Raw genomic sequence first — 18,882 nt, 5'->3', positions numbered from 1 at the left:
AAAACTGCATATTAAGATCATTAATGCATAAATAAAGTGTCGGTTTGCATAATCTGCCCTTCATCACCGTATCGATGGAAGGTGAACCCTGTCTGCAATGGATAATCTGGACTTCGTCGATATCGATTACGCTGATATCCCCTGGTATCGCAAGCGCTGGGCGTTAGTGATTTTCGTGTTGTTTTTCTGCCCGGCCATCTGGTTTTTGGCAGCAACAGGCGATTTTTATGCAAAACGCGAAGGCAAAACCTATGCCTTCCGCTCGAAAACCCGCATCGTCATTGTGGCTGTATTGTCGATGATTAGCGGTGCGATGAGGCTGATGGCCCATCGCTAAAGCAAGACGGTACAGCCGTAAAGCCTCAGTTAGCCTTTTCTGGCTGTACCTGATTACGGCCTGCGCTCTTGGCGTCATAAAGAGCGGCGTCCGCCTGTTCCAGTAGCGTTTCCACATCAGCCTCCCGGCGATTGTTCGCGGCCAGACAGGCCACACCGGCACTGAAGGTTTCACGGTGGGAGCGGCCGCTGTCCTGAAAGCTCAGCTCCGCGAAGTCACAACGAATGGCATCAATACGCTTGAAGGCTTCGAGGTGATCGCACTGGGGCAAAATCACCACAAATTCCTCACCGCCGTATCGCCCGACAAAGTCCGTGCGGCGCAGGCGTTGGCGCAACAGGTTGGCCAGCGCCCGAATCACCAGATCCCCCGATGCATGGCCGTAGGTGTCATTGACCTTCTTGAAGTGGTCGATATCGATCATCACCACCGCCAGCGCATAGCTCTGCCGCTGAGCCCGGGCAATTTCGATTTCCAGCTGTTCCTTGATTGCCGCGTGCTTGATCAGCCCGGTGAGGCTGTCACGGGTGATCGCTTCTGACAGCTCACGGGAGCGCGCAGCGCGGGCTCGCAGGGTTGCCGTCAGGCTGTCATCACTGATGGGTTTGGTGACGAAATCATCCCCGGCCTGACTGAGGGCATCGTTCTGCACATCAAGGTCCGTTTCCGAGGACACATACAGGATGGGGATACGCAGCCACTCATCATGCAGGCGAATAATCCGCGCCAGTTCAGGGCCGCTGCAGCCCGGCATATTGAGGTCAACCAGAATCACATCCGGGTGGAAAGAGGCAATCACCTCAAGGGAGCGCTCCACCTCGGAAACCACGCTGACATCCATGCCGGCGAGTTTCAGCACCAGCTCATAGCGCCGCGCCAGCATGCGGTCATCATCGATAATCAGAATGCGGTAGGGTACGCCCCGGCGCACGTTCAGGAAGCGCTCCAGCCGGTTCTGCAAACGCGGCATATCGACCGGGCGCTGAAAGTAACCAATCACCGGGGCGCGCACCACTTCCAGCAGCGTATGGAAATCCTTGCTCTCGCCCACCAGCATCACCGGCACCTCGGGCAGTTCGCCACTGTTGAGCTGACGCAAGGTCTCGTCGATGGATTGCTGCGCGAGGGTCAGGGAATGGCCGAGAATCATGACATCGGGCGCAAGGTTCTGTAGCTGTACTGCGCCATCGGCAATGGTCGGGCTCAGGGCGACATCGTAGCCGAAGGATTCCAGTGCCGAGGCCATGGACTTACCGACTTTGACATTCTCATCAATAATCAGCAGTTGATAATTTTCCTGACTGGCAGCCTCCGAGGCTTCAAATACTGCCAGCGGATCATCCACCGGTTTCACTTCCCGGCTCATGCCCTTCAGGGCATCGACAATCAGCTGACACTGATCCTGCGCCAGTGGTTTAGCCAACTCGGACGCAGTGACAGACTCACAGCCCATGTCTGCCAGAAAATGCTCCAGCGCACGGGCGCGGTCACTCAGGGCAGGCAAACCGAAGGAGCCGGCCGAGCCAGTCAGCCGGTGCATGCTTAAATAAAGCTCGCCCAGTAACTGGGCATCTTCACCGGCATCCTGTCCGAGACATTCAGCCTTGTGCCGCAGAGACATCAGCTCCGGGCCGAGGCTGGCAACATAGCTTTTGTGCAGATTACGTAGCTGCTCACGGAGTTCGTCACTCACGCGGTCGTTCCTTGTCGATGGTTCCGTTTCTCTGCTATCCACAACTCACAGAGGCCTTGATCAGAATAAAAGTCGTGGCACCCTAATGCCAGACAACCACAGCCATAAAACACTGTGAGGCTGTATCACCCTGTTACGCGCTCAGCGGGTCGGCTGGGCGTGGCAATTATTGTAGACACTGTTGGCGAGGCACCATGGCGGCGGACACTTCTTCTGATCAACACAACCTTTCAGGCTCCGGTGCTGATGCACCGCACTCCGCCACGATGGATGCGGCCAGTTCGCGCACCCTGTCGCACTATCAGAGCACTTCCGAACAATTCTGGGCGGCAACACGTGACCATGATGTCCGCCAGAACATTGATGCTCTGCTGAGCGCCCTTCCCACTACCCCCGGCCAGCGAATTCTCGACATTGGCTGCGGCCCGGGTCGTGACCTGATGGCGTTCAAGGCCCAGGGGCACGCACCTGTCGGTCTTGATGGCACTCCCCGCTTTGTCGAGATGGCCCGCGAGCACTCCGGCTGCGAGGTCTGGCATCAGAACCTGCTGTCGCTTGATCTGCCCGCCGGGCGTTTTGATGGCATCTTTGCCAACGCTGTACTGTTTCACATTCCCAGCTCCCATCTGCCAGCAGCATTGCAGCAGTTGTTCCAGAGTCTGCGTCCCGGTGGCGTGTTGTTTAGCTCCAACCCCCGCGGCCAGAATCAGGAAGGCTTTCAGGGGGAACGCTACGGCGTCTGGCATGATCTTGAACAGTGGCGTCGCTACCTCGAAACCGCCGGTTTTAGCTACCTTGATCACTATTTTCGCCCTACCGGACTCCCCTTCGAACAACAGCCCTGGCTGGCCAGCCTCTGGCAACGCCCGCTGTAATACCGGGCAGTGAGATAGACCTCAGGGGTTAGTGTAGAACATTCGACCAAAGATGCTTTGGTCTGGCTTGTGATCGCGGCGTAGCATCCCTACTAAGAGGAGCTTACCGCTATCAGGCAAGAGAGGAGGTAGTAATGGCACCTGCTTTGAAAGTTTTGGCTTCACCAGCCGCGCAGTCTCTCTATACCGAAACCCAGAAACGCAAGGTCTCCCATCTGGCGGGACATTTTGAGCGTCAGGGCATGCCTGTCGACGAGGCGCGAGCCAAAGCCTGGGCCACGCTGCACAATGAACGCGATACCTCGGGCCAGGAATTTACCGAGCCGGAGCGCGCACAGGCGCAGGGTGAAACCCAGTCCACCAGCATCATGGCCACGCGCAAAGCGGCCATGCGCGACTCTGCCCGTCGCGCCGCCGTGGAACGTCGCCAGCGCCAGCAGGAGCTGCTACGTCAACAAGAGCAGCAGGAACGCGACATCATGGTGGCCCGCACCAAACGCGACCGCAGTCGTCAAAGCAGCCTGAGCAAAAGCAGTTCGGGCTAACTCGCCTGCGTCTTTGCCAACGAAATCCCATCCTTTTTCGACAGGCCAAGGGCTCTCAAACCTTGGCCTCAATCGGTACATCTGCTAGATTCGTGCGACTTCTTGGGGGAGTAATCACCTGACCGTTGTCAGGGCGGTGGTCAACAGTCTCCGGGTAACGACAAAGTTGCCTGTGGTCGCCGCGCTTGTTCCTGAGTTCTCCGACACGTTGCTCTGACGCTTCGGTAATACTCAGCACAGGTCGATGAGACCCGGGATGCCAACACCTGCCACGGGCGGCCAGGTGGAGGTATTCCGTGTCAGTTGTCGCCCTGTATCGCTGAGAAATGACTATGCTACTTCCCAGTCTTGCTATCCTCGTCGGCCTTGCCCTTCTGGTCTGGAGTGCCGACAAATTCGTGGATGGCGCAGCCTCCACCGCACGCCATTTCGGCATGCCTCCCCTGCTTATCGGTATGGTGATCATCGGCTTTGGCACCTCGGCCCCGGAAATGGTGGTCTCAGCGCTGGCCGCGATGGATGGCAGTCCAGGCCTGGCATTGGGTAATGCCTACGGCTCCAACATCACCAATATTGCCTTGATCCTCGGTATTGTGGCGCTGATCAGCCCCATTGCCGTGCACTCCCAGATTCTGAAAAAAGAGCTGCCTGTGCTGCTGGTAATCACCCTGTTGTCCGGTGTTCAGCTGATGGATGGTGATCTCAGTCGTGCGGATGCGGCAGTGCTGTTGCTGGTGTTCTTCTTCCTGATGGGCTGGAGCATCTGGCACGGCATGAAGGAGAAGAAAGACCCTCTCGGTGAAAGCGTCGATGAAGAGCTAAGCAGCGCCGACATGCCGATCAAAAAAGCCCTGATGTGGCTGGTGATTGGTCTGGTGGTACTGATTGCCAGCTCCCGCCTGTTGGTTTGGGGTGCGGTGAGCATTGCTCAATCGCTGGGCGTGAGTGATCTGGTGATTGGCCTGACCATCGTCGCGATCGGCACCTCACTGCCAGAGCTGGCTTCCTCCCTGATTGCGATTCGCAAGAACGAGCATGATCTGGCGCTCGGTAATGTGATCGGCTCCAACCTCTTTAATACTCTGGCCGTGGTCGGCATTGCGGCGGCCATTCATCCGCTGGAGGTCGATCAGCTGGTGCTGCATCGCGACTGGTCGGTAATGCTGGTGCTGACACTGTCCCTTTTTGTTCTGGGTTACGGTTTCCGGGGCAAGCCCGGTCGCATTAACCGCTTTGAAGGGCTACTGCTGGCGCTGGCTTATGCCGCCTACACTGGCTATCTGATCACCACGACCATCGTCGCCAGCTGATCCCGCCAGTATTCCCTGGCGCTAACGCAAAACGGCCTGTTCAACAGGCCGTTTTTTATTGGGTTCATCACTCACCACTAGCAGCAGCCACGCTCCGCCAGCGACACAACCTCGCCATCTCCCACCACGAAATGATCCAGCAAGCGGACATCCACCAGCGTTAACGCCTCTTTTAATCTAAGGGTGATGCGTTCATCCGCCTGACTGGGTTCGGCCACGCCGGAAGGATGGTTATGGGCGACAATCACCGCCGCAGCGTTGTGCCGCAGCGCTGCCTTGACCACTTCACGCGGATGAACGGTGGCCGAGTCGATGGTGCCCTGGAACAGAATTTCATGGCTGATCAGCCGGTGCTGACTATCGAGAAAGAGCCCGAGGAAAACTTCCCGTTGCTGATCACGCAGTTGCGACAAGAGGAAATGGCGCACACTCTGCGGTGAGGTGAAGCCTTGCTCGCGCTTGAGGGTTTCGCTGAGATGGCGACGGCCCATCTCCAGCACCGCCTGTAACTGGGCAAACTTGGCACTACCCAACCCATGAGCGGCGCAAAAGTCTTTTTGCTCGGCCACCAACAGGGCGCGCAAGCTGCCAAAGCGCTGCAATAAATCCCGCGCCAGATCCACCGCGCTTTTGCCGGTCACGCCGGTACGCAGAAAAATCGCCAGTAACTCGGCATCGGTCAGGGTCTGAGCGCCAGACACCAGTAATTTTTCCCGCGGACGCTCATCCGCAGGCCAGTCTCGAATCGACATTCCTTGTCCTTCTTTCACGCAGGGTAAGTAAGCTGCACAGGCAGCCTGGGCAGGAAGAGTCACCACACTCGCCTTTCTCCGTGGCAGTGGCCTCTCTTCGGGAGATTTATGCCCGGACTGAAACGCCATGTAAAGCCTTGGCGCAGGATGCTGGCTCAACCCGTCAGCAACTTGTGGTAGTCTGCTACTTTTCCCACATTGTGTACGAGGCCAAGAGTGACACTCTCCTCTCCTCTTCAGGGCAAGCGCATTCTGCTCGGCGTGGCCGGCGGCATCGCAGCCTACAAAAGCGCCGAGCTGACTCGTCTGCTGATCAAGGCGGGCACTGAAGTCCGCGTGGTATTGACCCAGGGCGGCGCGGAATTTGTGACCCCGCTGACCTTTCAGGCACTCTCCGGTAACCCGGTGCATCAGCACCTGCTGGATGAAGATGCCGAACAGGGCATGGGCCATATCGAACTGGCACGCTGGGCCGATGTGTTGCTGATCGCCCCGGCCACGGCGAATATCATCGCCCGCTTTGCTGCCGGGATGGCCGATGACCTGCTCACCACCCTGAGCCTCGCCTGTGAAGCGCCGGTCTTTATTGCCCCGGCGATGAATCAGGCCATGTGGCGCGATGCCCGGACCCAGCGCAATGTCGCCACCCTGGTCAGCCTTGGCTGGCATCTGCTCGGGCCGGATTCCGGCAGCCAGGCCTGCGGTGATATTGGCCCCGGACGCTTGCTGGAGCCTGAGCTGATCGTCACCGCACTGGCGCAGGAGCTGGGACAAAACAAAGGCGTACTGACTGGCAAATCCGTCTGGATTACCGCCGGCCCCACCCGCGAGGCCCTCGACCCGGTGCGCTATATCAGCAATCATTCCTCCGGCAAGATGGGCTTTGCCCTGGCCGAAGCCGCCGCCGCCGCCGGTGCGCAGGTGCGCCTGATTGCCGGCCCGGTCAGCCTGCCGACGCCTGCGGGCGTTGAGCGCGTTGATGTACAAACCGCCGAGCAAATGCTGCAGGCCGCGCTGGACGGCATTGCCGGCTGCGATATTTTTATCGCCTCAGCAGCCGTCGCCGATTACCGCGCCGACGCGGTTGCCGACCAGAAAATGAAAAAGCAGGCAGACACGGACGGGCTCAGCCTCAAACTGGTGAAGAACCCGGATATCGTCGCCACCGTGGCCGCACTGGCGCCGGATCTTCGCCCCTTTACCGTGGGCTTTGCCGCCGAGACCCAGGATGTGGTCGGCTATGCGCAGGACAAACTCCAGCGCAAAAAGCTGGATATGGTCATCGCCAATGATGTGTCCGCGCCCGGTATCGGCTTTAACAGCGACGAAAACGCTGTGACCCTGGTCCGTGAGCACCACGTGCTGACACTGCCACAGACCTCCAAGACCTTACTGGCCCGCCAATTGATTCGTCATCTGGCCGAGGCCTACTATCATCCGGGTGCTCAGGCGACGACGTCTGAGCCTGTTTCCCCTGCCTGAGCGACCGACTTAAAGACGCCTGAATCACGTATGAAAAAGAACCTTCAAGTAAAAGTACTCGACCCGCGCATCGGCAATGAATTCCCGCTTCCTTCCTATGCCACCGAAGGCAGCGCAGGCCTTGACCTGCGTGCGGTACTGGATGAAGCCCTGACCCTGGCGCCGGGTGAAACCCGGCTGATTCCCACCGGCCTGGCCATCTATATTCAGGACCCCAACCTGGCCGCCATGATCCTGCCCCGCTCCGGTCTGGGTCATAAACACGGCATCGTACTGGGCAATCTGGTCGGCCTGATTGATTCGGATTATCAGGGTCAGCTGATGGTGTCCTGCTGGAACCGCGGTCAGAGCAGCTTCACCATCGAACCCGGTGAGCGCATTGCCCAGATGGTACTGGTGCCTGTCGTACAGGCCGAATGGGAAATCGTTAATGAATTTCACACCTCTGAGCGTGCCGACGGTGGTTTTGGCCATTCCGGACGCCAATAACAGAGGTTAGCGGGCGCCGGGCGCCCCACAACACGTTGCTGGTAACACGTCATTCACAGCCTTCGGGCATGATTGCAGGATTTAAAGACAAGGAACCGCTATGAGCCAATACACTCCCTTTTCGGCTGTTGATGCATCCATCTTCCGCGCCTACGACATCCGTGGCGTGGTCGGTAACACCCTGAATGAAAGCATCGTTTATCAGATCGGCCTGGCCATCGGCTCAGAAAATACCGCCCGTGGCGAGAAAGCCATTGTGGTCGGTCGTGACGGTCGACTCTCCGGCCCCAGCCTGTCCACCGCGCTGATGGAAGGTCTGCGTGCGGCGGGTCAGGACGTGGTCGATATCGGCATGGTGCCCACGCCTGTGCTGTATTTCGCCACTTACACCCTTGGCATTCCGTCCGGCGTTATGGTCACCGGCAGCCACAATCCGGCGGACTACAACGGTTTCAAGATTGTCCTGGCTGGCGAAACCCTGTCAGGCGATCAGATCAGCGATCTGTACCGCCGTATCGATGAAAAAGACTTCAGTGAAGGTCAGGGCAACTCCCGTGAAGTGGCCATCATTGATGACTACGTCGCCCGCATCACCGGCGACATCAAACTGGACCGCCCGCTGAAGGTGGTCGTGGACTGCGGTAACGGTGTGACCGGTGATCTGGGCCCCCGCCTGATCAAGGAAATCGGTGCCGAGATTATTCCGCTGTTCACCGAGATCGACGGCAACTTCCCGAATCACCATCCCGATCCCGGCAAACTGAAAAACCTGAAAGACTGTATTGCTGCTGTTAAAGCCAACAATGCGGATCTGGGTCTGGCCTTTGATGGCGACGGCGACCGTGTCGGCGTGATCACCAACACCGGCCACGTGATTTATCCTGACCGCCTGATGATGCTGTTTGCTCAGGACGTCTGCTCACGCAATGCCGATGCCACCATCATTTTTGACGTGAAATGCTCACGACTGCTGGCGCCTGCTATCGAAGAGGCCGGTGGCCGTGCGCTGATGTGGAAAACCGGCCACTCACTGGTGAAAGCCAAGATGAAAGAAACCGGCGCGCTACTGGCCGGCGAGATGAGCGGCCACATCTTCTTCAAGGAACGCTGGTACGGCTTTGATGACGGCCTCTATGCTGCCGCGCGTCTGCTGGAAATTCTGGCCAAGCAAACCAAGGACAGCGAAACCCTGTTCGCCGGTTTCCCGGAAGATGTCAGCACTCCCGAAATCAACATCGAAGTCACCGATGCCAGCAAGTTCCCCATCGTTGAAGCCCTGCAGAAGCTGGATTTCCCCGGTGGCGAGAAATCCACCATCGACGGTGTGCGCGTTGACTTCCCTGATGGCTGGGGCTTAGTGCGTTGCTCTAACACCACGCCGATGCTGGTACTGCGCTTTGAAGCCGAAAACGATACGGCGCTGAACCGTATTCGTGATCTGTTCCAGTCGCGTCTGAGCGAAGTGGATGACAGCTTGGTGATTCCTCACGAATAAGTGAGGTTATCAGTCAGTGCAAAAACACTGATGCAGAAAGCAAAAAAGCAGCCTTAGGGCTGCTTTTTTATTCGGTTGCCAGAGGGACGATCTGGCCTTGCGCTATTAAGGTTTGAAGATGAGAGGCAAAACTCAGGCAGGATGCATCAGTGACCGCAGGACTCGGCAAAGAGCCGTGTGATCACGACTTTTAGCTGCTCGGCCAGTGCTTCACGGTCGACATCCGGGTTACGAATGCCGCGCACGCCCAAACCGGCAAAAAGGACGCAGACCAGCTCAACACGGGCTTCCAGTGCACGGCGAGCTTCAATATCCAGCTCACGATTACCGGCCAGCAACGCCATCAGCCGCTCGCGAATTTTCCGGTCAACGGACTGCACCACACTTGCCAGCTCCGGATGGCGCGAAGCCTCTGCGGTGGCTTCCAGCATCAGAATCGGATGACAGCTCTTGTTACAGGCAATCTTGTTTTCCAGCTGCTCAAGAATGCCGGCGATCAGCTCATCGGCACTCTGGATGCTGTCGGTATTCTCGTAGAACTCCTCAAGGCTGCGCTCAATAATCGCCGCGATGATGTCTTCTTTGCTTTCAAAGTAATGATAGATATGACCCGGGCTCATGGCTGCCGCCTTCGCCACGACGGCCATGCTGGCGCGGTGGAATCCGTACTCGACGAAACAATCCGTTGCAGCATCGAGAATCTGGGTGCGGCGCAGCAAAGCACGCTTTTCTTTTTCGCTCAAACCCTCATGGTTATTGGAGTTCGACTTAGGTCGAGTATCGTCATCTAAGGTCGGATCGCTCATTAATGCCTCTCAACATTTCTGCGCGGGGGGTTGTCCCGGCCCACCCGGCTCCATAAAATGAATGAACGTTCATTCTAAAATATTATTCTGCTTCTGTCGCCTCCCCACCGTTACGGCTTCAGACAGGAAATTTCTTACCCGTAATGCTTGTAAGTATTGAGTAAGACAATTGCACGGAAGATAGAGGCTTCTGTCTTATCAACGAAGGAATCTGCGCCATGAAGCTTCGGACATTTGGAATTCTTACCCTGACGGCCCTGCCGGTACTTTCCTCATCGGCTTTTGCCGAGGATGGCAGCCAGTGGGGTCTTGGCGTCGGTGCGGGCTACAGCAGCTCCTTTTACGACGGCAAGGACAACGATACATCCGCCCTGCCACTGGTGTACTTCGATAATAGCTGGGTGCGTTTCAGCGGCACGACACTGGATATCAAGATCAAGGATGAAGACAACCTGACCCTGACCCTGCGCGCGAAAGCCGCACTTGGCGATGGTTACGATTCCGGCGACTCTTCCAAGCTGCGAGGCATGGATGATCGCGACGGCGGCCTTTGGGTCGGTCCACACATGGCCTATGAATTTGGCCAGAATACCCTGAGTCTGGATGTGCTTGGCGATGCTTCCGGCAACAGCGAAGGCTGGCAGTCAACGCTGGGTTATGAATACAACATTCAGCTTAGTGAGCGACTCAGCATCACGCCGTCAGCGAAGCTGTCCTATCTTAATAGTGACTACGTGAACTATTACTACGGCGTTAAGACCTCAGAAGCCCGCGCTGACCGTCAGGCCTATAACCCTGGCGCCAGCTGGACCTACGGTGCAGGCGTGGATGTCGGCTTTTATCTGACCCGTCATCAGCGCCTGAACTTCTCCATGGGTGTTGATGCCGCAGCAGATGAAATCAAGGACAGCCCGATTGTTGATGACGACACAGTGATGCACGCCGGTTTCTCGTACCTGTATCTGTTCTGAGGCAGGCCGTGTACCGCCTGCTTCTGGTTGAAGACCATCCACGCCTGGCAGACATGATTGCCCGGCGTCTGCGTGATATCGGCATTGAAACAGACTGGGTCGATACCCTCGCTCGGGCACGTCATGCCTGTCGCCAGCAGCGTTACGGCGCCATCGTGATGGATCGTGGTTTACCTGATGGTGATGGCCTGCAGCAAATCCGGCAGCTGCGAAGCGAGGGAGACATGACTCCGGCGCTGATGATGACAGCCCGCGATGCGATCCATGACCGTATCGCAGGTCTGGAAGGTGGCGCCGATGATTACCTGATCAAGCCTTTCGAGATGGAAGAGCTGATCGCCAGAGTGAGGGCATTGCTGCGTCGCCCCTCCATGATTCAGCCACTGGCACCCCGGGTCGATGACTTGCAGTTATCCCCGGAGAACGCCGAATTGAGTCGCGGAGAGCTGCGCACTCCCCTCTCTCATGCTGAGGTGCAGATCCTGTTCTGCCTGATGCAGACGCCGGGTGAGGTTCAGCGTCGTTCGCGACTGGAACATGCTGCCTGGGGACTGGATGCGGTAACACCCAATGCGCTGGACGTGGCCCTGCACCGGCTGCGAAGAAAGCTCAAAGAGCTGGGATCAACCCGGGAAATCAACAATATTCGCGGACAGGGTTATGCGCTGGTCTGACCCGGCCGCACTGATGTGCTGGATAAAGGAAGCGCAGCGCGGGCTGACCATGCGCCTGCTGCTGACTTTCATGGCTGGCTTTGTACTGCTGGTGATCATGATCCACCTGTACTTTGTCTGGCGGGCGCCGAACATTCTGATTCATGCGGTCCTGGATGAGCAGATGGACTATCTGCTCGACAGCACACAGAGAACCCGTGCGGGTCTGCCGGAAATCATCCCGGATAATGATAACGCCGCGTGGATTTTACAGGCGCTGCGTGATGATCTGGGCATGGCGATTACCGATAGCCGGGGGCATGTGGTCGCAGAAATGGACCCGCGCGGACGGGGTCTTTTTCCAGAGGATATGACCCGGCTGCCACTGAATCAGCTGGCGACAATGGATAGTGCTTCCGGGGTGTTCAGCTACGTGTTCAGCCAGAGCATGCCCTCCGGATTTTCCGGGTTTCGTGCCCATGTAGCGATAAGCAGTCGGCTGGTGGACATCTTTTGGCTGACCGATATTGAGCCATTGTTATGCGTGGTACTGCTGGTCAGTATTCTGTCGCTGATTCTGGTGAGCGTGGTGGTGCTGTATACCATCCGCGTGATGCTGGCGCCTTTGAAGCGCCTGTCTCGGCAGGCACGTGACATTCATCCTGGCAATCTGCAGCAGCGCTTACCCACAGCGCGACTGCCGCGAGAAGTGGAGCCACTGGTCAGTGCTTTTAACGGCACGTTGGCAAGGCTGGAAGCGGGTTTTCAGGTGCAGCAGGAATTGCTGGCAACCACTGCCCATGAGCTGAAAACACCACTGGCACTGCTGCGAGGCGAAGTGGAAATGCAGCTGCCGGACAGCGCTGCACGGCAACAGTTACTGGACGATGTCGATCACATCGTCAGGCAGGTGCACCAGATTCTGCACTTTGCCGAGGTTCGGGAGCAGCAGAACTATCAGTTTGCTGCGGTCGATACCATTGAACAGACCGGCGAAGTCATTCAGCGTCTGCAGCGCCACCCGGCGTGGCGACAGCGAGTGATCAATTTTGACTTCAGTGCCGTAAAGAACGCCGACATCCGGGCGGATGCTGGCGCTTTTTATATTCTGGTCAAGAATCTGCTGGAAAATGCGTTGGTGCATGGCCCGGCAGATCAGCCAGTTGAGATCATTCTGACCGAGCAGACGCTCAGGGTCAGGGACTATGGCCCCGGCATCAGCGGGGACATGAAGGACAAGGTGTTTGAACGCTTCTGGCGGGCGGACCAGCAGTCTCAGGGCGCAGGCCTTGGACTAGCGATTTGTCGCGAAGTGGCTCTGGCTCACGGCTGGCAACTCATTATTGAGCAAGATTGGCCCGGCACCGGCTTTTGTTTGAGCTTTGTTGAAACACCAGCAACATCGGAGACGACGGACTAGGCAGGCATGATGCTGCGAAGCACCGTCAACAGGGATTGTCAGAATAAAAAGAGGCTTTGGCAGAAGCTCTTGAAACAACGTTATCGAAGCTTGAAACGTTATCGAATCTTAAAAAGACGCGCATTTTAAATCGAGAGGTAACCCAATGGCTCCACTTCGACGCACACGACTCGCCGTCGCGTTGCTCTGTTCCGTGTTCGGTGCTGCAGCACTGACCGGTTGTGGACAGGAAGGTGAAGGTTCCGGCCAGGCCCAGCAGCAGGCTCAAGGCCCTGTTGAGGTTGGCGTGTATCAGGTGAAAACCGCACCTGTGACTCTGACCACTGAACTTCCTGGACGCACTTCTGCCTATCTGGTCTCCGAAGTTCGCCCACAAGTAGGCGGCATCATTGAGAAACGCCTCTTCGATGAAGGCTCTGAAGTCAAAGCCGGTCAGGTGCTGTACCAGATTGACCCGGCAACTTACGAAGCTGAACTGGAAAGTGCCAAAGCCAATCTGGCCCGTGCTCAGGCCAACGTCGAATCTGCGCGTCTGAAAGCCCAGCGCTACAAGGAGCTGGTGAAGATCAACGCAGTCTCCAAACAGGATTATGACGACGCTGACGCCACGCTGAAGCAAACGGCAGCCGATGTCGCGGCCTATCAGGCAGCGGTCAAAACCGCGCAGATCAACCTGAACTACACCAAGGTGACCTCGCCTATCGCTGGCCGTATCGGCAAGTCCACCGTGACACCGGGCGCCCTCGTCACCGCCAACCAGACCAACTCGCTGGTCACGGTGCAACAGCTGGATCCCATGTACGTGGACGTTACCCAGTCCAGCGTCGACCTGCTTCGCCTCAAGCGTGAACTCGCCAGCGGCAAGTTGAATCGTGCCTCTGCCGATGATGAAGCCAAGGTTCGCCTGAAGCTGGAAGACGGCTCGGATTATGGCGTTGAAGGCACCCTGACCTTCTCGGATGTGTCGGTGGATGAAAGCACCGGCGCGGTCACACTGCGTGCGGTATTCCCCAACCCTCAGCAGCTGCTGCTGCCTGGCATGTACGTACGTGCAGCCATCGAGGAAGGGGTTCGTCCTGACGGTATTCTCGTTCCTCAGCAGGGTATTACCCGTGACACCACCGGCCAGGCCGTCGCTTACGTGATCGCCGATGGCAAGGTTGCGGTGCGTAAGGTGAAAACCAACCGCGCTATCGGTAACCAGTGGCTGATCGACAGCGGTCTGAAAGACGGTGACCAGCTGATCATTGAAGGTATTCAGAAAGTGAAGCCTGGCGCTGCGGTCAAAGGTGTTGAGGCGAGCCCTCAGCAGAACACCGAGTCCGAGGCCAACGCGGCACAGTAAGCCAAGAGGAATAATTTCATGGCACGCTTTTTTATCGACAGGCCGATTTTTGCCTGGGTACTCGCCATCATCGTCATGATGGCCGGTATCCTGGCAATTCGTTCCCTGCCTATCGCGCAGTACCCCAGTATTGCGCCTCCGGCGGTGAGCATCAGCGCCAGCTATCCGGGCGCCTCGGCGAAAACCGTGCAGGACTCGGTCACCCAGATCATCGAACAGCAGATGACCGGGATCGACAACCTGCAATACATGTCCTCGACCAGTGACTCCTTCGGTAATGCCCAGATCACCCTGACGTTCTATAACGGCACTGATCCGGATATTGCTCAGGTTCAGGTGCAGAACAAGCTGCAGCTGGCCACACCACTGCTGCCCAGTCAGGTTCAGCAAAACGGCATCTCGGTGACCAAATCCTCTGCCAGCTTCCTGATGGTGGTGGGTTTCTATTCCGAAGATGGCAGCATGAACCAGAATGACATCGCGGATTATGTTTCCTCCAACATCAAGGACCCCATGTCCCGTGTGCAGGGCGTAGGTGACTTGCAGCTGTTCGGTTCGCCCTATGCCATGCGCATCTGGCTTGACCCGGCCAAACTGAACAATTACAAAATGACGCCAGCGGATGTGCGCACGGCCATTACCGCGCAGAATGCGCAGGTCTCTGCCGGCTCTCTCGGTGGTACGCCAGCAGTCCCCGGCCAGCAGCTGAACGCGACCATTACCGCGCAGTCCTATCTGCAAACGCCTGAGCAGTTCCGCAAGATTCAGCTGCGCGTCAACAGCGACGGTTCTGTCGTGCGTCTGGGTGATGTTGCCACCGTCGGTCTGGGTAGCCAGAGCTATGACGTGGTTGCCCGTTATAACGGTCTGCCTGCTGCTGGTCTGGGTATCAAGCTTGCCGCCAACGCGAACGCGCTGGATACCGCCGACATGGTCAAGGCCAAGGTCAAGGAGCTGGAGCCTTTCTTCCCTGAAGGCATGAAAGCGGTATTCCCGTACGACACCACGCCGTTCGTCAAAATCTCTATTGAAGAGGTCATCAAGACCCTGGGCGAAGCCATCGTGCTGGTGTTCCTGGTCATGTATCTCTTCATGCAGAGTTTCCGTGCGACGCTGATCCCGACCATTGCGGTCCCTGTCGTTCTGCTGGGTACCTTTGGTGTACTCGCCGCCTGCGGCTATTCGATCAACACCCTGACCATGTTCGCCATGGTACTGGCCATCGGTCTGCTGGTGGATGACGCCATCGTCGTGGTGGAAAACGTCGAACGTATCATGTCCGAGGAAGGCCTGCCGCCGAAGGAGGCGACCAAGAAGTCCATGGGACAGATCACCGGCGCACTGGTCGGTATCGCACTGGTGCTGTCAGCGGTATTCGTACCCATGGCCTTCATGTCCGGCTCCACCGGTGTTATATACCGCCAGTTCTCCATCACCATTGTCTCGGCGATGGCTCTGTCAGTCATGGTCGCGATCATCCTGACGCCCGCCCTTTGCGCCACCATTCTGAAACCGGTGGAAAAAGGTCACGGTCCGGGCCACGAATACAGCGGCATGTTTGGCTGGTTCAACAAGGGTTTTGATAAGACCAATTCGGGCACTCAGTCACTGGTCGGCAAACTGGCCAAACGTGGCGGCCGCATGATGCTCATCTATGTGCTCATTCTGGTCGGCGTTGGCTTCCTGTTCCGCAGTATTCCCACCTCCTTCCTGCCGGATGAGGATCAGGGCATTCTGCTGGCGCAGGCGACACTGCCCGCCGGTGCGACCCAGGAACGTACCATGCAGGTCATGAAGAAGATGGAAGACTATTTCATGACCAACGAGAAGGACAATATGAAGTCCATGTTCACCGTCTCCGGCTTCAGCTTTGCTGGTCGTGGTCAGAACATGGGTATTGCCTTCGTCTCTCTGAAAGACTGGTCTGAGCGTACTGACGCCAGCCAGAAAGTTCAGGCGATTGCAGGGCGTGCCATGGGTGCCTTCTCGAAAATCAAGGATGCGATGGTCTTTGCCTTCGTACCACCTGCGGTCATCGAGCTGGGTAACGCTACCGGTTTTGACTTCTACATTCAGGACAATGCCAACCTTGGCCACGATGCCCTGCTGCAGGCCCGTAACCAGTTCCTGGGGATGGCCGCGCAGAATCCGAAGCTGATGGCGGTGCGCCCGAATGGTCTTGAAGACTCGCCCCAGTACAACCTGAATATCGATCAGGAAAAAGCCGGTGCGTTGGGTGTGTCCATTGCCGATATCAACTCGCTGCTGAGCACTGCCTGGGGTAGTAGCTACATCAATGACTTTATCGACAAGGGACGTATCAAGAAGGTGTACATGCAGGGTCAGCCTGACGCTCGCATGCTGCCGGAAGATATTAACCAGTGGTACGTGCGTAACAGCTCCGGTGAAATGGTGCCCTTCTCGGCCTTCTCTCATGGCGAGTGGAGCTACGGTTCACCCCAGCTGGTGCGTTACAACGGTCTGCCTGCCTTCCAGATTCAGGGTAGCCCTGCGCCTGGCATGAGCTCAGGTGATGCCATGGCGGCTGTCGAGGGCATCATGAAACAGATGCCACGAGGCGTGGGCTATGAATGGACTGGCCTGTCCCTGCAAGAGCAGATTTCCGGCTCGCAGGCTCCGGCACTCTATGCCATCTCGATTCTGGTGGTCTTCCTCTGTCTGGCGGCCCTGTATGAAAGCTGGTCGATTCCGTTCTCGGTCATTCTGGTCGTGCCGCTGGGTGTCCTAGGCGCCCTGCTGTTCACTGACTTGCGTGGTCTTTCCAATGACGTTTACTTCCAGGTCGGCCTGTTGACGACCATCGGTCTGGCGGCGAAAAACGCCATCCTGATTGTCGAATTCGCCAAGGATCTGCAAGAAGAAGGTCGTGGTCTGGTGGAAGCCGCTGTCGAAGCCATTCGCATGCGTCTGCGTCCGATCATCATGACCTCACTGGCCTTTGGCCTGGGGGTTGTACCGCTGGTGATCTCCAACGGTGCCGGCTCCGGCAGCCAGAACGCCATCGGTACCGGCGTACTGGGCGGCATGATTGCCTCCACCCTGCTGGGCGTGATCTTTGTACCTATCTTCTTCGTGGTCGTGCGTCGTTTGTTCAGCAAACACCACAATGGTAAAGGCGCGAACAGCCAGACACAGACCCAGCCTCAGTCACAGGAGGAGAACACCCCATGATGACCCCCAGGCTTTTATCAATGGCCGCGGTGGCCGTGATCCTGGCAGGTTGCAGCATGGCGCCGACTTACGAGCGCCCTGCTTCCCCTGTCGGCGATAGCTGGCCCATCGGCGAAGCCTATCAGCCACAGCGTGGGCAAGGTCTGAATCTGAGCACCATGGGCTGGCGCGACTTTTTCGCAGACCAGCAACTGGAGCAGCTGATTGCGCTGTCCCTGACCAACAACCGTGACCTTCGGGTCGCGGCGCTGAATGTTCAGGAAGCTCAGGCCAACTACCGTATCCAGCGTGCGGATCAGCTCCCATCGCTGGATGCCTCCGCCACGGAAAGCCGAAGCCGTACACCTGCGGACTTAAGCTACGGCGGTGAAGCCACCATCGGCAGCCAATACAACGTGGGCGTCGGTATCAGCAGCTATGAGCTGGATCTGTTTGGTCGTATCCAGAGCCTGAAGACTCAGGCGCTGCAGCAGTATCTGGCGACCGAAGAAGCCCAGCGCAGCACCCAGATCAGCCTGATCTCGGAAGTGGCCTCGGCGTATTACACCCTGGCTGCGGATCAGGAACGTCAGCGTCTGGCGAAAGGCACCCTGAAAAGTCAGCAGGACTCTTTCCATCTGACCAAACGCAGTTTCGAACTCGGCGTATCCACCGAGCTTGATCTGCAACAGGCACGCACCAGCGTGGAAACAGCCCGTTATGATGCGGCGCGTTATACCTCGGCGGTCGCGCAGGACTTAAATGCCCTGCGCCTGCTGGTCGGCAGCGAGATCCCTCAGGATCTGATGCCAAAAGCCAGTGTTGATACCAAAGCCATGGTGACCTTGCTGCCGGAAATCCCGCCGCAGCTGCCTTCCGAAGCACTGCTGCGTCGTCCGGATATCCTGCAGGCGGAACACCAGCTGGAAGCGGCCAATGCCAACATTGGCGCTGCCCGTGCGGCGTTCTTTCCGACCATCAGTCTGACCGCTTCTTACGGCACGGCGAGTAGCTCACTCTCCGGTCTGTTTAACAGTGGCAGTCAGGCCTGGAGCTTTGCGCCATCCATTACCCTGCCGATCTTCAATGCCGGTCGGAATCAGGCCAATCTGGATGTCGCCAAGATTCAGAAGAACATCTACATCGCCCAGTATGAGAAAGCCATTCAGACCGCCTTCCGTGAAGTCGCGGATGCACTGGCCGATCAGGGCACGTTGGATGAACAGCTGGATGCACAGCAATCACTGGTGGATGCCAGTCAGCGCAGTTATGACCTGTCCGATGCCCGTTTCCGTAGCGGCGTCGACAGCTACCTGACCGTACTGGACTCACAGCGCTCGCTCTACACCGCGCAGCAAAATGCGATCACGGTTCGTCTGGCCCGCCAGAACAACCTGATCACGCTGTACAAGGTGCTGGGCGGCGGCTGGCTGGAAAACACCCAGAGCGCCCCCGCGAAGGATCAACAGGCCATGACAGCCAACACTTCCGAGGCCAAAACGGTGACGGAAGTACCGGCTGAGCAGCCACGCTGATCT

At 57.5% G+C, this 18,882-nt stretch carries 16 protein-coding genes; 13 read left to right on the top strand and 3 right to left on the bottom strand.

The genetic code is table 11. The features are described from left to right. The first annotated feature begins 97 nt into the window (after positions 1 to 97). Positions 98 to 337, top strand: coding sequence for a hypothetical protein (locus ACKC9G_RS13175; protein ID WP_411406107.1), 240 nt, complete (start codon positions 98 to 100; stop codon positions 335 to 337). Positions 338 to 362: 25 nt separating this feature from the next. Here ACKC9G_RS13175 and ACKC9G_RS13170 read toward each other — a convergent pair whose 3' ends face one another. After that, positions 363 to 2,030: a diguanylate cyclase gene (locus ACKC9G_RS13170; protein WP_411406105.1), complete on the bottom strand. Its 1,668-nt coding sequence runs from the start codon at positions 2,028 to 2,030 to the stop codon at positions 363 to 365. A 194-nt stretch (positions 2,031 to 2,224) separates the two neighbouring features. Here ACKC9G_RS13170 and ACKC9G_RS13165 point away from each other — a divergent pair, with 194 nt between their 5' ends. The 3 genes from ACKC9G_RS13165 to ACKC9G_RS13155 all read left to right on the top strand — a co-directional run bounded on the left by ACKC9G_RS13165 (position 2,225) and on the right by ACKC9G_RS13155 (position 4,760). Further along, complete coding sequence (locus tag ACKC9G_RS13165) at positions 2,225 to 2,905, top strand: class I SAM-dependent methyltransferase (RefSeq protein WP_411406103.1); 681 nt, start codon at positions 2,225 to 2,227, stop codon at positions 2,903 to 2,905. 134 nt (positions 2,906 to 3,039) lie between these two features. Continuing rightward, positions 3,040 to 3,450 (top strand): hypothetical protein, encoded by a 411-nt coding sequence (locus ACKC9G_RS13160; RefSeq protein ID WP_411406101.1) that lies wholly within the window; start codon positions 3,040 to 3,042, stop codon positions 3,448 to 3,450. 332 nt (positions 3,451 to 3,782) lie between these two features. Further along, entirely contained in the window at positions 3,783 to 4,760 is a 978-nt protein-coding gene (locus tag ACKC9G_RS13155; RefSeq protein WP_411406099.1) for a calcium/sodium antiporter, read from the top strand. Between the two features lie 77 nt (positions 4,761 to 4,837). On the opposite strand, the gene radC is transcribed toward ACKC9G_RS13155, so the two are convergent. Further along, a complete protein-coding gene (gene radC, locus ACKC9G_RS13150; protein ID WP_411406097.1) occupies positions 4,838 to 5,512 on the bottom strand; it encodes a RadC family protein in 675 nt (224 codons plus the stop codon). Positions 5,513 to 5,728: 216 nt separating this feature from the next. On the opposite strand from radC, the gene coaBC reads away from it, so the two are divergent. The 3 genes from coaBC (at position 5,729) to ACKC9G_RS13135 (ending at position 8,978) form a co-directional block, all read left to right on the top strand. After that, positions 5,729 to 6,994: a bifunctional phosphopantothenoylcysteine decarboxylase/phosphopantothenate--cysteine ligase CoaBC gene (gene coaBC, locus ACKC9G_RS13145; protein ID WP_411406095.1), complete on the top strand. Its 1,266-nt coding sequence runs from the start codon at positions 5,729 to 5,731 to the stop codon at positions 6,992 to 6,994. 30 nt (positions 6,995 to 7,024) lie between these two features. Continuing rightward, entirely contained in the window at positions 7,025 to 7,483 is a 459-nt protein-coding gene (dut, locus tag ACKC9G_RS13140; protein WP_411406093.1) for a dUTP diphosphatase, read from the top strand. Between the two features lie 100 nt (positions 7,484 to 7,583). After that, the gene (locus ACKC9G_RS13135; RefSeq protein ID WP_411406091.1) at positions 7,584 to 8,978 is read left to right on the top strand and encodes a phosphomannomutase/phosphoglucomutase; all 1,395 of its coding nucleotides are present in this window, start codon (positions 7,584 to 7,586) and stop codon (positions 8,976 to 8,978) included. A 146-nt stretch (positions 8,979 to 9,124) separates the two neighbouring features. Here ACKC9G_RS13135 and ACKC9G_RS13130 read toward each other — a convergent pair whose 3' ends face one another. Beyond that, complete coding sequence (locus tag ACKC9G_RS13130; protein WP_411406089.1) at positions 9,125 to 9,784, bottom strand: TetR/AcrR family transcriptional regulator; 660 nt, start codon at positions 9,782 to 9,784, stop codon at positions 9,125 to 9,127. Positions 9,785 to 10,002: 218 nt separating this feature from the next. Between ACKC9G_RS13130 and ACKC9G_RS13125 the strand changes: the two genes are divergently transcribed. The 6 genes from ACKC9G_RS13125 to adeC all read left to right on the top strand — a co-directional run bounded on the left by ACKC9G_RS13125 (position 10,003) and on the right by adeC (position 18,879). Beyond that, positions 10,003 to 10,755 (top strand): MipA/OmpV family protein, encoded by a 753-nt coding sequence (locus ACKC9G_RS13125; protein ID WP_411406087.1) that lies wholly within the window; start codon positions 10,003 to 10,005, stop codon positions 10,753 to 10,755. Positions 10,756 to 10,763: 8 nt separating this feature from the next. Next, on the top strand, positions 10,764 to 11,429 hold the full coding sequence (locus ACKC9G_RS13120) for a response regulator transcription factor (protein ID WP_411406084.1): 666 nt from the start codon (positions 10,764 to 10,766) through the stop codon (positions 11,427 to 11,429). After that, complete coding sequence (locus ACKC9G_RS13115) at positions 11,416 to 12,828, top strand: ATP-binding protein (RefSeq protein WP_411406083.1); 1,413 nt, start codon at positions 11,416 to 11,418, stop codon at positions 12,826 to 12,828. The genes ACKC9G_RS13120 and ACKC9G_RS13115 overlap by 14 nt, the downstream gene beginning before the upstream one ends. 145 nt (positions 12,829 to 12,973) lie before the next feature. Next, positions 12,974 to 14,173, top strand: a complete 1,200-nt coding sequence (locus ACKC9G_RS13110) for an efflux RND transporter periplasmic adaptor subunit (RefSeq protein WP_411406081.1) — start codon at positions 12,974 to 12,976, stop codon at positions 14,171 to 14,173. Positions 14,174 to 14,191: 18 nt separating this feature from the next. Continuing rightward, positions 14,192 to 17,365, top strand: a complete 3,174-nt coding sequence (locus ACKC9G_RS13105; RefSeq protein WP_411406079.1) for an efflux RND transporter permease subunit — start codon at positions 14,192 to 14,194, stop codon at positions 17,363 to 17,365. After that, positions 17,362 to 18,879, top strand: a complete 1,518-nt coding sequence (adeC, locus tag ACKC9G_RS13100; RefSeq protein WP_411406077.1) for an AdeC/AdeK/OprM family multidrug efflux complex outer membrane factor — start codon at positions 17,362 to 17,364, stop codon at positions 18,877 to 18,879. Before ACKC9G_RS13105 ends, adeC begins: the two co-directional genes overlap by 4 nt. Positions 18,880 to 18,882: the final 3 nt, after the last annotated feature.

The sequence above is a fragment of the Pokkaliibacter sp. CJK22405 genome (assembly GCF_046614695.1).
Lineage (GTDB): Bacteria > Pseudomonadota > Gammaproteobacteria > Pseudomonadales > Balneatricaceae > Pokkaliibacter.
The sequence above is the reverse complement of the archived record's forward strand: the minus strand, read 5'-3'. Positions and strand labels throughout refer to the sequence as shown.